Here is a 14300-nt window from a genome sequence, read left to right on the forward strand (position 1 = left end):
AGGTTCGGTTGCCCCGGACTGCGCTTCGCTGCGCTCGTCTCATCGGCACTTATTCAATATAGCTAACCTCACCTGGATTGTCAACTCTTTCCGAAAAAAATTTTTCGGCTTTTTTTCTGTCCCTTCAACGTCACCACAGTAGGGCTTTCTAGGCAACAATGGTGTATGCACTGTGCTGAGTAAGGAGGGTAGAGCGTGAATTTTCAGTCGGTAATAGCTACACTGCATCAGTTTTGGAGTGAGCGCGGTTGTTTGATTGCCCAGCCTTATGACATGGAAAAGGGAGCAGGGACAAAAAATCCCCACACTTTTTTAAGGGCTTTGGGGCCTGAACCTTGGGCGGTTGCTTATGTTGAACCCTGTCGTCGTCCTACAGATGGACGTTATGGTGAAAATCCTAATCGCTTCCAGCATTATTATCAGTACCAGGTTTTGATTAAGCCTTCACCAGACAACATTCAGGAAATTTATCTTGATTCCTTGAGGGCTTTGGGTATTCGTCCAGAAGACCATGATATTCGGTTTGTGGAAGATAACTGGGAAGATGCAACGGTGGGTGCTTGGGGTACTGGTTGGGAAGTTTGGTTAGATGGGATGGAAATTACTCAATTTACCTATTTCCAACAATGTGGGGGTATTGATTGCCGTCCGGTATCCATTGAGATTACTTATGGTTTAGAGCGATTGGCGATGTATCTCCAGGAAGTGGAGGCTATTACTAAAATTGATTGGACGGATAACATTACCTATGGTGATGTCCATCTCCAGGGTGAAATTGAGCAGTGTACTTATAACTTTGAAGCGTCGAATCCTGAGTTACTGCTGACGCTGTTTAATTTGTATGAGCAGGAAGCTACCCAGTTAACGGAGAAGGGTTTGGTTTTACCTAGCCTAGATTACGTAATGAAGTGTTCCCACACATTCAACTTACTGGATGCTAGAGGCGTGATTTCTGTAACGGAGAGAACTCGCTATATTGCTAGGATTCGGCATTTGGCTCGGAAGGTGGCTCATTTATATGTTGAGCAACGGGAGAAGTTGGGTTTCCCGTTGTTGAAAAATGCCTGAGTAGCATAGTAGAAACTGGTGCTTCATATTTGTTAAAACTTAATAAGATTTCTTAACCCTCATTCATGGAAAGAGGGTTATCTGTAATTTAGCTAACAAATATTGATGGTGCTGGAGTTATGGTGAATTGGAGTGAGGTGCTAGAACCCATCGCGGCTTGGTTTCGTTCTCTAGGAGTTCCTGAGCCGATTGTGCATTGGGGGCATCCTTTGATGATGGGGATTGTGATTTTTGTGGTGGGTAGTTTTGTGGGGGTGACTGGTTGGAGAGGAAAATTACTTGAGGAAAAAGATAAAGATGCTGCTTTGAAAAGTCGGATGGCGCATCGTCAATTAGCACCTTGGCTGTTTATCTTCCTGGCTGGTGGTTATACTGGCGGAGTTTTATCTTTAGTGATGCAGCATCAACCACTGTTTGAAAGTCCTCACTTTTGGACTGGTTCACTCGTACTATTACTTTTGTTAATTAATGGTGTGATTTCTTTGAGTGGTTTTGCTGGGAATAAAAAAGCTTTACGGGCTGCTCATGCTTATTTGGGTAGTGTGACACTCGGTGTTTTATTGCTCCATGCTGTCTTAGGATTCAACTTGGGTATCTCTTTATAGAGGAGTTACGGCAACTCTAAACAAATACGATTAAATCTTTAACTTTGTTGGAGTTAGATTTTATAAGGTAAAGCCCGCGATCGCGGGCTTTGTTTGTATTCACGGATTGCACTATGATGAAACCCCAATAGGGTTGAGTTAAGGTTTATTGGTGTAGTCAACAAGACGTGATTTATCGCGTCTCTACAAGAGGGTGTTGGGCTGATATGTTTCAGAGTGCTGGTGTGATTATCTGTATTGCCTATATTTTAGGACTGTTATTGACGGCTGTTCCTGGGGGTGGGGTGTGGGTTTTGCTGTTGGGAATCGTGGGTGCAGTGCTTTCTGGAAGCCGATATACCAAGGTAAGAAAACTTGCACAGTCATCTGAAGCGGGTAAGGGTAGGGTTCAGGTAACAGCTAACTTTTGGCAATTTATCCCTCATGCGCGAATCTGCTTAATAGCTGGTTTGATAGGGCTGTTAGCTAGTTTTTATTTGCAATGGCGAGTGCCGGCAGTAGGCGAAACAGATATTAGTCAATTTGTGCCACCAGCAAATAGCAATAGTCAAGAACAATTGGTGATTGTGCGTGGCGAAATAATGAGTAGTCCGCGTGTGACTCGGAGTCAACGAGGACAATTTTGGTTGGAAGCATCTCAGCTAGGTCAAATCAAAAACGAAAAAGATACGGAAGAAACTCAAAAAGGAGTCACGGGCAAGTTATATGTGACAGTGCCATTACTTCAGGCTACTGGGTTATATCCTGGAGAAACTATTGAAATCACTGGGATGTTGTACAAACCAAAAGGTGCATCTAATCCTGGTGGGTTTGACTTTCAGAAGTTTTTAAAGCAAGAGGGCGCGTTTGCTGGTTTGATGGGGCGGCAAATCAATATTGTAGATGAGAATCGTCAATGGGGATGGTGGCAAGTTCGGGAGCGAATTGTGCGATCGCAAGTTCGTGGTTTGGATGTTCCCGAAGGTTCTCTTGTCAGTGCAATGGTTTTAGGTAGCAAAGCTGTTGATTTACCCTACGACATCCGCGATATGTTTGTTAAAGCTGGTTTAGCCCATGCTTTGGCGGCTTCCGGTTTTCAAACTTCGCTGATTTTGAGTGTAATTTTGCAACTGACAAAGCGTGCAAGCAAAGCTATACAAGTTAGCCTTGGTTCACTAGCTTTAATTATTTTCCTGTTTTTAACAGGGTTTCAAGCTGCTGTTCTCAGGGCTGTAATTATGGGTTTTGCGGCTTTGCTGGGTTTGGCGTTAAATAGGAAGGTAAAACAGTTAGGTTCGCTGTTATTAGCTGCTACTTTATTATTGTTATTTAATCCTTTGTGGATTTGGGATTTAGGTTTTCAGTTGAGTTTTTTAGCGACGCTGGGGTTAGTGGTGAGTTCACCAGCAATTATTAATCAATTGGGTTGGCTACCACCTGCGATCGCTTCTTTGATTGCCGTTCCCTTAGCCGCTACAATTTGGACTTTACCGATAATTTTATATAATTTTAGTGTTGTTGCAGTTTATTCTTTACCACTAAATGTCCTGACTACTCCATTCATTTCTATAATTAGTATTGGTGGTATGGTCAGTGCTGTAATTAGTTTAATTTCACCAGAAATCGGCAGTTCTGTAGCTAGTGTTTTACATCTGCCTACATACTGCCTGATTAAATTAGTAGAATTCTGTAACCAACTGCCAAGCAGTTCAGTGGCTGTAGGTAGTTTATCTCTTTGGCAATTATTAACAGCTTATACACTAATTTTATTAGTCTGCTTTATAGGCTGGTGGCAGAAACGTTGGGTATTTGCCACTTTAATTACGGTTGGTTTAGTCTTATTTCCGGCTTGGCATTCTGCAAATACATTAACGAGGATAACTTTGCTAGAAGCTGGTGCCGAGCCTGTTATAGTTATTCAAGATCAAGGTAAAGTCACTTTAATTAATAGTGGTGATGAGGGTACTGGACGCTTCACAATTCTACCGTTTTTACAACAACAAGGTATTAATCATATAGATTGGGGAATTGCTACTGACTTTCAAAGAAATAATAGTGATGCTTGGTTGGAAGTTTTACAAAATCTACCGATTAAAAATTTCTATGCTTATGCCATAAACAAAGACAATCCTATTACTAATCAAGCAATTACACAAGTTTTACAAAAGGATAAGGGATTTTATCAAATGTTGCCTGTGGGACAACCTATCAATACAGGTTCTACAGTTGCACAATTAATTAATGAACAACCGATTTTACAATTGCAGGTTTTTGGACAAACTTGGTTATTAGTGGGGAATGTGAAAGCTAAAGAGGTAGAAAGAATTATGAAAGCTGGTGGTTGGCCTAATCCCCAGGTATTATGGTGTAATTCTGAGTCTTTAAAAGATTTAGTTATCTCGCTTCAACCACAGGTGGCGATCGCTGGTTATGGTAATTTAGACTCTAATACCTTGGCGGAACTCAGCAAAACTTCAACCAAGTTATTTCTGACAGCGCAAGATGGGGCGGTACAATGGACACCCCAAGGTGAATTTGAGTCTTTTATTCAAGTCTCAGAAAATAAATCTTCTGCTATATAAGTTAGTGGTAGGACTTTCAGTTTTGATTTTGTGGGTGTAGTGTCTCACAGATAGTTGAGGACTAAAGTAGGGGCGGGTTTACAGATATCATCAATTATTAACAGGGATTTTGGTGAACCCGCCCCTACTACAAGCAATTAAAATGTTTATGACAGTTGCGTTAGTCCTGTTTGAGTTAGTAGTGTTTCAGCTAAGGCTACAGCACCCCATAATGGCGCATCATTGCCTAATGCTGCTGGTACAATTTCAAATATCACTTCTGGTAAAGCAGTTTCTCTGGCTGTCTTCTGTAGTACAGTCCACCAGTTATCACCTGCTTTGGTGACACTACCACCTAAAATAAAACGCTGTGGATTAATCAAATTAGCAACATTGCCAACTCCCACACCTAAAGCCCAAGCAGACTTTTGCAACACAGTTTGAGCTATGTTGTCTCCTTTGCTGGCTGCTTCACTAATTATCTGACCTGTTAATAATTTTAGATTATTGTCTACCAAGTTTCTCAGTATTTCTCCGCTTTGAGGTGCTTGGTTGGCTAAAATCTCTTTGGCGTTTTGCGCCATGTAAGGCCCAGATGCTAAACGTTCTACGCATCCCCGTTTACCACACAAGCATACAGGGCCAGTGGGATCGACAACTATATGTCCAATTTCACCCGCCATACCTGCTGCACCCCGCCAGGGTTTACCGTTGAGTATCCAACCACCACCTACACCAGTGCTAATGGTAATGTAAAACAGGCTATCATATCCCTGTCCTGCACCAAAACTGTATTCTCCCAAAGCTGCAACATTGGCATCGTTGTCTACATTGGTAGGTACGCCAAACTCTTTTTCTAGTAAGTCTTTGAGGGGGATGTTTTCCCAGCCTGGAACGTGATGAGATAATCTGACAGTGCCAGTAATAGCATCTACAGGGCCGCCAAAACTGACTCCTATGGCTGAGGGAGTGGTATCTTGCAGCAGGGAATGAATGAGCGATCGCATAATTTCTAAGTCTGTGTTAGCATCTCCATCAACTGGGGAAAGCTGACGTTGATAACCTAACCATTCTCTAGATCCAGGTTTAACTACTGCTGCGGCTAGTTTAGTTCCGCCAAAATCTAGGGCTAAGATAACTCCCATAAATTTATTTCTCAAAAAATTATCATAAAGCTTCGGCATTGATTTTAAATTAAATGGTTTTGTGCTTCAGCATCACAATTGAAAGGGAACTACCTATAGCTTCTCTGTTTATTGATAATTATTCTTAATAAAAGTCTAGCTTTTGACAATGAATATCATAGATTAATTTCGATGCAAAAGGCTGTAGGTCTTGAGATGGATGGGATTTAGCAGTCGTATTCCATAAAATTTTAGTCTGCATATTAAAAAAAACTTGCATTAATGACAAACTTCAGTTACATTCAAAGATAGATGTCTCAAAAGTCCTCTGATTTGCACAAGTAAAAATAAGCTGGCAGAAGCTATAACCCATTTGTTCAGTTTCTCCGCTTTTCTCTAACCTGTAATTGAGACACTGAAAGCATGAACAAGAAATCATACTTTAAGTAAGAATTTGGCGGATGAAATATCTATTCATTGAGGATAGGATGTTTTTAAACATACCTTCATACCAGGAAATTAAGTTTTTTCTCAAAAAGTTGCGAATTTTTGCAACTTCTATCCACCAGACAAACTCACTGCACTGGAATGAAAAAAAAGTTACAACTGAGTTTGCTAATCACAGCATTTTTAATTAATAGCCAAGCACAATATCAAGAGTATTTTCTTGTTCAAAAGTTACTATCATTATCTTTACTGTTGTTGAAGGACAATAATGGTAATTTTTTCATACAGATAGTTGACACAATATCTCTTGCTATCCAAACTTTTAAGAACAAGCAATTAATTAGAAATACTGTATTGGCTACTATCTATAGTCAGAATTTCATCTAATTTATTTAGGTGTTACGGTTTCACAACTTCATTTTGGACTATGTGTTCTCCGATACTACCTCAAAAAATTTCTCCTCCTCTTCTAGAATTTTTCTTAATAGAGAAGAATTTTTTGGAAAAGAATGCTATAAAGTGCCTACCTGGGTTTAACCAGTAAATGCCAATTATGCGTTTTTACCTTTGTGAGATGAAAGAATTGTAACTTGGAATACAATTTGCATTTTTGAGAAATATTGTCTATAAAATCATTCAACTAACAGAAAAATGAGTAATTTTTTTTGTTCCGACTATACACGCCAAATAGGAGAAGAAGTTATTGGTAGCGCGACTGATTACCAAACTTATATTCTGGTGGAATGTCCTCTACCTTGGGTATCAAATGCTTTTAATTCTAAGTGGGTACCAAAAAATTTACAGATTTTGGTAGAGGAAGTAAATCAATCTAAACTACCAATTAGATTTCTGTTAATTGCTAATGATTTAACAAATAAAGTAGATTACACAACCCTATTGATTTATCAAAAACAAGAAGGGTTAAGTCGTGAATATAATAAATACGAGTTTAAGCTACCGCATATAGAACAGGTAGCAGGAGTTGTAAAAAAATGGTTGTGCGGAAAAATGCCTGGTTATGAATTAGAAACCAGTGTGACTAGAGATATTTTGGTATGTACCCACGGTAGTCATGACAAGTGTTGTGCTAGATACGGTAATCCTTTTTATTTTCATGCTGCTGCGAATATTGTGAGTTTAAATTTAGAAAATGTTCGCATTTGGAAATCTAGCCATTTTGGAGGGCATCGATTTGCACCTACAGCGATAGATTTACCAGAAGGCAGATATTACGGGCTACTGGATGAAGATTCATTCAGATCAATTTTGACACGGACTGGTGACATCAATTGTCTCAATCAAGTTTATCGAGGATGGGGAATTTTGCCATCTGCAATTCAAGTTTTAGAAAGAGATTTAATCCTTGATCATGGTTGGGATTGGTTTAAATACAAAGTTTCAGGAAAAATTCTCGAACAAAGCTTAGACAACAATACGATTTTAGGAGAATTAACTGTTGAAAAAAGCTCTGGTTCTCTGTGTACTTACCAAGCTAAAATCGTCAAAGATAACACAAAAACTGTAGAAGTTAAAGGTTCTTGTAGTGCTGAACGAACTTCAGTTTTTAAGAAGTATACTGTCGAGCATCTGTGGTTAGTTGCTGAGAAGGTTGTCAGCTGTAGCAGATAGCTAACACTAGCTGTTGTTTTATACAATGTGTCATCTACCGTAAGACATAAAATCAGCCAGGTCAGGAAACTTTGACTTTTAGAGATGAGTATGGTGCAGTTATTGAGCGATCGCCTGTGGTAGCGAGTTGTGTGCAAGTGAGGATAATTGTTTATCAAGCGATCGCTTCACATAAGTTAAATTACAGCTTCTTCGTATTCACAATCAAAAACCACCACAAAGTAAGCATCAGGGAAAAGTTGACGTAAACTTCGTAAATAAGTTTCTGCATAAGAGCGACTGCGGAAGCTAGCAACAGTTACACGTTGCATATCAGGAAGTAGACGCACAATCACCCAAGAGGAATTGAGGATTTCTTTATTAACAAGCTTCAGATTTTTGCAGATAGAATCTTGGTAATTTATATTTCTGGTCATGATATGGCCTTGATATTAATTGCCACAGGGCGATTTCGCCGAGAATAAATCGCACCTGAATTTTCCTATTTGTGGGATTTTGCTTATACACTGAAGATGTAATTCCAACCTCACACAAGCTCTATGAAGCCGCAGCAAGACTACACCAATTTGAACCGTTCCGACGAGAATGGCACATTTGTTACCCATCTACCATTTGTATCAACCTGTCCTGCTTGGGGGAGAACACCAGATCAAGCTCGTGGTGAACTTATCTACGTTTTTGATATGATTCAACCAGAGTATGAAGAACAAGAACGTTCTGTATCTGACTCCTTTGAACCATTCTTTCTAGAGGAAGAACGTCAACAGCTAAGGTAAGTAGTTTCATCTTCCATGTGTTTCAATGTAGAGAGTAGCTCATGATCAAATATCGCCTAATTTGTAACTTCAGATATATTCAATGTAGAATCAGGCGATAATTTTTATGTACATCAGGTTATATCTTGCACCATTCTCAATAAGCGTAAGGTGGGCATTGCCAACAACCTAAAACTAAGGGTTTGAACAACTTGCAAGCAAATGCCCACCCTACAAAAATTATCATCAAGGAAAAGGTGCAAGATGTGTGTCAGGTATTAAATGAGCGATCGCATCTACCTAAATCAGCTATCATCTTATACTTTTTCATAAGCCCTTGCCATGAATTGTATACTGAATTGATTCTTGGCAAGAGCTTATCTAAAAATAATGTAGATGCTATTACCCTGTAACAGAAAGTTAAATTTTGCATCCTATCCCAAAGATTTTTTTAGGCGTATTAACCAAACCAATGAGATGGCTCACAAGCTGCTACAACTGATTGGCAAAGGTGATGACTAATCCACTCTGACTTTTCTTGGAAGATAGAATAAATACCTTGATGAATCAACCGTTGTAAGTGTAGCTGTTGCTCTAATGGACTCCGAGGTAACTTGTGAATAAGTTGACTTTCTTGTTCACAGTTTTGTAGTGTTGGTTGCTCCTCTAATACTGGACTGTAAAAGCTTGGTATTCGGCTGAGGACAAAAGTAATTAGCTCTTGGCGCAAATCAGGAAGAGCAAAAGCTTGTTGATAAGGATGATATGGATATGTGTCTAAAACATTTTCAATCTCCCCAAGGACTGATTGCTGTGTTAAATTAACTACTGTTCTCATAAATTTTTAACTCCTTTTTTATTTACTGACCAATTGTCTAGAGAATCAACTCGATCAATGGCAACTTTTTCTTAGTAGCCACTGAGCAGTTACCTCAATTTATACGCTCCGACAGTAACCCAACTTTTTATGTAGGTAGAATACCACGTATCTGCTGCTAGAGATTTGCTGGTATTTGAGACTGATTGGCAGTGTAGAAGTTGAAATAATCCTCAATCGCCTCTGGAAAAACTGTTGCTTTACATTTATATTTTACTTTTTTCAAATTGAAGTCTTTTTGAGTAAAAACTACACAAAACTCATCATTTATCTTGAGGGATCAATGTAAAAATATATAAAAAAGATTAATGATAATTAAGCACTAAAGAAAGTAACACTACCATGATTGTTAAAATTGCTTATTAAAACTCAGATAAACATACCCGAAATAAAGCTGAAATTGGGCATTTATTGGTTGAGGAATATTTCAATTTTGTAAAAAAAATTAGTAAGCCACAAACAAGAGACTTACTAGATAGAATAACCAGTCTAAAGATAGATGTAATTATTTAGTCAGAACTTTGAAAAAGTTTATATCTGGTAAAAGTAGCTGGTCTAAATTATTGTTAATTTCTTGAGATGCAGCTAGTCCAGATAACATTGCCCCTTCTACCAGATTGCCGCCACACCAATCTCCACAGCAAACTAGAGGAAGGGAAGCTTGGGCAGATAACACAGTTTCTAGCCAAGGAAGGCGAGGGAAAGCATAACGCCAACGATGTACTTGTATCCACTCAGGGGCATTCAGCCAAGGCAGTGCTAAAATTTGGGCAGCATACTGCACCATCTGCTGTCCTAAAGGCTGTAAATCCGATGTTTCTAGATGGAGTTGCGCGAAATTAGCACTACTTTGCACCACAAATACAGGCTGTTGAGATAGATGACGCTTACTACTGTCTAAACCAATCCATCCCAAAACAGGATCATCGATAAAGCTGATAGCTTTCCAGTCTGGTAGGGGCTGTGATGTTGTGGGATAGCCACTCATCACACTAATACAGGGATAAAATTCCACAGACTTCAAATGTTCCAGAAACTCGCTACCCAAGACACCTACACCTAATGGTTGCAACAGCATCAAAGCTTGTGGTGCGGGAATCGCTATCACTAAAGCTTTTGCAGTCAGTTCCTCATTGCTGGCTTCTAGGGTAAGCCGCCAAGTGTGTTCAGGAGTGAGGTTAATAGCTGTCACTCGCTGATTCAGCAAAATATTTAAATTTTGGGCGAGAAATTTAGCGATCGCACTCATCCCCGCAGGTGCAACATAGCGAGGAGTGCGGTTTGGGGGTGCAGATAAACCTGTATCTGGAGTGAACTGATAAACTGTATCTGTCCAAACTTCTAAAATTTTGTTTTCAGACAACAAATTCACAAATCTGGTGAGTAATTCACCTTGCGGTTTCAGATAACAAGCACCATGATCTGCTGAAGTTTCATACAAGCGTCGTGTCGCCACTCGTCCACCTAAACCACGGGACTTTTCCACAATTAACACCGAATATCCCGCTTGAGTTAACTGCTGGGCGCAGACTAAACCTGCCATACCAGCACCAATCACCACAACATCATTCATAAGTCAATAGTTATTAGTTATTAGTTATTAGTCATTAGTCATTAGTCATTGGTAAAAGTTCTTCTCCTCCGCTCCCTCATCTCCCACCCTCCGGGTGAATCCTACGGATACGCTGCGCGAGCGCGTAGCGTCTCTGTTCGCGGAGCGTCCCGTAGGGAAAGAGAAGCAAGCTACATCTCCCTCATCCCCCTCATCTCCCTCATCTTCCCCTGACTCCCCAATCCCCTAGTAGAATAGGGTACAGAAAATCTGTATCGAAGGGAGGAAGGGAAATTGGATGAGCTAAGAACGGCCTTAGAGCTAGCAACAGACGATGAATTGCAAGACTTAACAGCAATTTTGTTTAGTCGTAAGTTTAATCCCCTAGATTATATTCACACACCTGAACCTATCGAAATCCAAAGTCAAAATCGCCAAGCTTGGCTCGATTCATTAGAAAATCGTTTTCGGTTTTTAGCGGCAGATGGGATGACAGTCTTACGGGGACGCACAGAACAAGTAACATACCGTCAAGCACTCATTCAAGTCTGTAAGTATTTAAAAATTCCTTATTCTCAAGATTTAGCAACCGTTGATTTAGAAGCAGAAGTATTTTTGTATCTGCTGGGACAAGTTTGGAAAAAACTACCAAAACAGGAACAGCAAAAATTGACTGTTCAGTTACAAAATCAACTTGTGAACTCAGACATTAAACAACCTTTACCGCCTTTATTGCAGCGTGATCCCTTGGGCTTACTATTAAAGGGTGGTAGCGCACTGGCGTTTACTTCTGTGGTTCAACCCTTTGTGCTGCAACAAATTGCCCGTCAATTTGCTATCCACTTTGCTACTTATCAACTAGCTACACAAGCTGTTGTTCAAGGTTCTCAAGCTGCAACAGCACAATTTCAAAGCTATGTAGCATTGCAAATGGCGCGCCGAGGTATGAGTTTAAATGCTGCTCGATACACAGCAGTGCGGAGTGTGTTTGCTTTTGTGGGGCCGATGATGTGGGCTTGGTTTTTTGCGGATTTAGGGTGGAGAATGATCACCACTAATTACGGTCGGATCATTCCTACGGTGTTTACTTTGGCACAAATTCGTCTCACTCGTACTGAATGTTGGGAGTTAGCTTGAAGACAGGTTTTTACCATTCCAACCCTAATTTACAATTGCCTTGGAATTGCCTGCAAATCGGTCTACTCATATTTCCCTTAAGTCCGCTTTTGGGAGCCGTTAGCCTGGGATTTGCAACACTATTCACTTGGTTGCGTCAATTTCGCACAATTATCCACCGTCCCATTAACTGGGGATTTGCGCTGTTTAGTGTTTTATTATTGATATCCGCTAGCTTTGCTCTAGATAAAGTAGCCGCTTTCGTTGGATTATTTAATTTATTGCCGTTTTTCTTATTTTTTGCTGGTTTAAGCGGCTTAATCCAAACTACTGCTCAATTGAGGCAAATAGCTTGGATATTTGTCATTGGTGCTGTGCCTGTTGTAATTATAGGCTTTGGGCAGTGGTGGTTGGGCTGGTCATGGCAGTTACAGGTTTTGTTGTTAGATGTAGCGATCGCACCCGGAGGAAATCCCCCAGGACGGATGTCTGCCATTTTCATGCACGCCAACATCTTTGCTGCTTACTTAGCAATAGTCTTTACCCTAGGATTAGGTTTATTGCTAGAACGGCGACTGGGGACTCTTGACTGGGGACTGGGTATCAGGAAGAATCGTCAATTTTTATGCCCTACTCCCTACTCTCTACTGCCCATCATTTTAATTGCTGACTTTGCCGCGTTGATTTTAACTAACTCCAGGAATGGATGGGCGATCGCAATTCTGACTTGTTTAGCATTCGCAGTTTATCTAGGTTGGCGTTTGCTAGTCGGTGGAGTTACTGCCGTAGTTGCTAGTGTACTTTTAGCCGCTTTTGCACCCTCACCAATTGCTCAACTCTTCCGTCGTATTGTTCCGGTGTTCTTTTGGGCTAGGCTCAACGATCAATTATATCCCGATAGACCAGTGGCTTTAATGCGAAAAACCCAATGGGAATTTGCTTGGTATTTAACTCAACAACATCCTTGGACTGGATGGGGTTTACGTAATTTTCCCGCCCTTTATAAAGCGCAGATGAATATTGATTTAGGTCATCCTCATAACTTGTTTTTAATGCTATCTGCCGAAACCGGATTACCCAGTGCTGTGTTATTTTTCGGGTTACTAGGTTGGATATTATTTGCCGGTATCCAACTGTTACAACCATCAAAATATCTCGTTCCAAAGGATAAATTAATCATTTTCAGTTACCTTGTGGTTTTTGTGGCATGGTTGCTATTTAATACAGTTGATATCACTTTATTTGACTTTAGATTGAATACTATCTCTTGGTTACTGATGGCAGCTATTTGTGGTACTGCTTATCACTACAATCCAGATAAAAAATTCATAAACAATGATGATTAGCCTGGTAGTAGATTCCACTAATCACTAACTTGATAGCCCATTGATAACCAATATTGAAATTTCAGTGGTTATACTGCGGTTATTTAGATATCTTAGGAAATAAAATGATGTTTATATTCCATTTTGTGGCTTTGAATTTGGCTAACATGAGTTAGCCATTTTTGTTGATTGTTGGGAAGGTGTAGAAATCTTTTTAGGTTTACTGCATAACGGTCATCTTAACAAAGATGACTTTTTTTGGATTTTTGCCTTGGATAATTCTATCTATTCCTATGAAGCTATCATCTCTCAAGTTTGCTTATGTGCTAACTTCATTAAGTCTAATTAGTGTGAGTTTTTCTCTACCTCAACCTGCCCAAGCTGCTATTAGTTGTGAACCAGGTACTATTAATCGTTATAGCAATGGTTCTTTAGCCAGTTGTACTCTCAGACAAGATACAACATTACAAGTTGCTAGTGCTTCAGGAACATCTAATTTTCCCTGTAAAGCTCAAGGCAATATCTGGTTTGATGAAAAAGGACAATTTCAACAGTGCCAATTATCTGAAGATATTCAAATTAGAACAGGCAATTCAATAGAACAATGTCCGATGGATTTCTGGGTGAAACTTTCTATATTAAGTAATGGCAATATCTCTATTACTTGCCATAAATATCTCTATTAAAAATTTAATTATTCTAGGTTATGTTAGGCGTATATTTCGACATCATTATTTACCAAAAGTGATGAAATCGCCTAAACTATCAGAATATGTAGCGGTGCTTACTTGCGTATGAGTAATAGTGTATTAATATGGGGATACCTAAACTTTTTGTCAAAACACTACTATTAGAATCTGTGAAACTACTCTCTAACCCTGAAGTTCAACTCAAGATTAGAGATTTTATTCAAGAAACATCAGGAAACGTCAATCGGGATAATTTAACGCAAGCCATTGAAAAAGCTTGTAGTAGTTGTACGAGAAATAATTTCCATGATCAAGCCAGAGTGTCTGCTTTTTTGACTGCTTTATATATGCAAAATGATATCAGACGTGCTGCTCAAGTAGGGGGCAGTTTACGGAAAAGATTTGGGGTGACATGGTTTCCTCATATTAAAGAAAGAGAATTACGCTACGCCATAGATGTAGACAAAGAATTAGAGGATTTTTTTTACCAAGAATTAACTAAAAAATCAAGGTGATGTCATATAGGGACAAGCTACTCAGTAAAATAGGTGTGTCGGTTATGGATTCAAAACA

General features: G+C 39.6%; 13 protein-coding genes. 9 read left to right on the forward strand and 4 right to left on the reverse strand.

Going from position 1 to position 14300, the window contains the following annotated elements; translation table 11 throughout:
- The first annotated feature begins 195 nt into the window (after nt 1-195).
- From glyQ to A3775_RS00235, 3 genes are all read left to right on the forward strand, one after another.
- Nucleotides 196-1068, forward strand: coding sequence for a glycine--tRNA ligase subunit alpha (gene glyQ, locus A3775_RS00225; RefSeq protein ID WP_066423374.1), 873 nt, complete (start codon nt 196-198; stop codon nt 1066-1068).
- A gap of 119 nt (nt 1069-1187) precedes the next feature.
- Entirely contained in the window at nt 1188-1673 is a 486-nt protein-coding gene (locus tag A3775_RS00230) for a DUF4079 domain-containing protein (RefSeq protein WP_066376244.1), read from the forward strand.
- Nucleotides 1674-1879: 206 nt separating this feature from the next.
- A complete protein-coding gene (locus A3775_RS00235; RefSeq protein ID WP_066423376.1) occupies nt 1880-4234 on the forward strand; it encodes a ComEC/Rec2 family competence protein in 2355 nt (784 codons plus the stop codon).
- Between the two features lie 146 nt (nt 4235-4380).
- On the opposite strand, the gene A3775_RS00240 is transcribed toward A3775_RS00235, so the two are convergent.
- The gene (locus tag A3775_RS00240) at nt 4381-5358 is read right to left on the reverse strand and encodes an ROK family protein (protein ID WP_066376240.1); all 978 of its coding nucleotides are present in this window, start codon (nt 5356-5358) and stop codon (nt 4381-4383) included.
- Nucleotides 5359-6435: 1077 nt separating this feature from the next.
- Here A3775_RS00240 and A3775_RS00250 point away from each other — a divergent pair.
- Entirely contained in the window at nt 6436-7413 is a 978-nt protein-coding gene (locus A3775_RS00250; RefSeq protein ID WP_066423378.1) for a sucrase ferredoxin, read from the forward strand.
- 176 nt (nt 7414-7589) lie between these two features.
- On the opposite strand, the gene A3775_RS00255 is transcribed toward A3775_RS00250, so the two are convergent.
- Nucleotides 7590-7829, reverse strand: a complete 240-nt coding sequence (locus tag A3775_RS00255) for an SPOR domain-containing protein (RefSeq protein ID WP_066423381.1) — start codon at nt 7827-7829, stop codon at nt 7590-7592.
- 123 nt (nt 7830-7952) lie between these two features.
- Between A3775_RS00255 and A3775_RS00260 the strand changes: the two genes are divergently transcribed.
- Nucleotides 7953-8189, forward strand: a complete 237-nt coding sequence (locus A3775_RS00260) for a hypothetical protein (protein ID WP_066376226.1) — start codon at nt 7953-7955, stop codon at nt 8187-8189.
- A gap of 439 nt (nt 8190-8628) precedes the next feature.
- Here A3775_RS00260 and A3775_RS00265 read toward each other — a convergent pair whose 3' ends face one another.
- Together A3775_RS00265 and A3775_RS00270 are read right to left on the reverse strand one after the other, a co-directional pair.
- Nucleotides 8629-9006, reverse strand: coding sequence for a hypothetical protein (locus A3775_RS00265; protein ID WP_066376224.1), 378 nt, complete (start codon nt 9004-9006; stop codon nt 8629-8631).
- A gap of 544 nt (nt 9007-9550) precedes the next feature.
- A complete protein-coding gene (locus A3775_RS00270) occupies nt 9551-10618 on the reverse strand; it encodes an NAD(P)/FAD-dependent oxidoreductase (protein ID WP_066376222.1) in 1068 nt (355 codons plus the stop codon).
- A gap of 273 nt (nt 10619-10891) precedes the next feature.
- Here A3775_RS00270 and A3775_RS00275 point away from each other — a divergent pair, with 273 nt between their 5' ends.
- From A3775_RS00275 to A3775_RS00290, 4 genes are all read left to right on the forward strand, one after another.
- Nucleotides 10892-11734 carry a YaaW family protein gene (locus A3775_RS00275; RefSeq protein ID WP_066423384.1) on the forward strand — a complete coding sequence of 281 codons (843 nt, stop codon included), beginning with the start codon at nt 10892-10894 and terminating at the stop codon, nt 11732-11734.
- Nucleotides 11716-13059 (forward strand): O-antigen ligase, encoded by a 1344-nt coding sequence (locus A3775_RS00280; protein WP_066423386.1) that lies wholly within the window; start codon nt 11716-11718, stop codon nt 13057-13059. Before A3775_RS00275 ends, A3775_RS00280 begins: the two co-directional genes overlap by 19 nt.
- Nucleotides 13060-13331: 272 nt before the next feature.
- Entirely contained in the window at nt 13332-13724 is a 393-nt protein-coding gene (locus A3775_RS00285) for a hypothetical protein (RefSeq protein WP_066376251.1), read from the forward strand.
- A 173-nt stretch (nt 13725-13897) separates the two neighbouring features.
- Complete coding sequence (locus tag A3775_RS00290; protein WP_156481546.1) at nt 13898-14242, forward strand: hypothetical protein; 345 nt, start codon at nt 13898-13900, stop codon at nt 14240-14242.
- Nucleotides 14243-14300: the final 58 nt, after the last annotated feature.

It is taken from the genome of Anabaena sp. 4-3 (assembly GCF_001597745.1).
In the GTDB taxonomy this organism is placed as follows: Bacteria; Cyanobacteriota; Cyanobacteriia; order Cyanobacteriales; family Nostocaceae; genus Trichormus.

Bases quoted from the DNA above. Each gene is read 5' to 3' on its own strand.
- A3775_RS00230 (WP_066376244.1), top strand. From the start codon at position 1,188: ATGGTGAATTGGAGTGAGGTGCTAGAACCCATCGCGGCTTGGTTTCGT.
- A3775_RS00235 (WP_066423376.1), top strand. From the start codon at position 1,880: ATGTTTCAGAGTGCTGGTGTGATTATCTGTATTGCCTATATTTTAGGA.
- A3775_RS00240 (WP_066376240.1), bottom strand. From the start codon at position 5,358: ATGGGAGTTATCTTAGCCCTAGATTTTGGCGGAACTAAACTAGCCGCA.
- A3775_RS00250 (WP_066423378.1), top strand. From the start codon at position 6,436: ATGAGTAATTTTTTTTGTTCCGACTATACACGCCAAATAGGAGAAGAA.
- A3775_RS00255 (WP_066423381.1), bottom strand. From the start codon at position 7,829: ATGACCAGAAATATAAATTACCAAGATTCTATCTGCAAAAATCTGAAG.
- A3775_RS00260 (WP_066376226.1), top strand. From the start codon at position 7,953: ATGAAGCCGCAGCAAGACTACACCAATTTGAACCGTTCCGACGAGAAT.
- A3775_RS00265 (WP_066376224.1), bottom strand. From the start codon at position 9,006: ATGAGAACAGTAGTTAATTTAACACAGCAATCAGTCCTTGGGGAGATT.
- A3775_RS00270 (WP_066376222.1), bottom strand. From the start codon at position 10,618: ATGAATGATGTTGTGGTGATTGGTGCTGGTATGGCAGGTTTAGTCTGC.
- A3775_RS00280 (WP_066423386.1), top strand. From the start codon at position 11,716: ATGTTGGGAGTTAGCTTGAAGACAGGTTTTTACCATTCCAACCCTAAT.
- A3775_RS00285 (WP_066376251.1), top strand. From the start codon at position 13,332: ATGAAGCTATCATCTCTCAAGTTTGCTTATGTGCTAACTTCATTAAGT.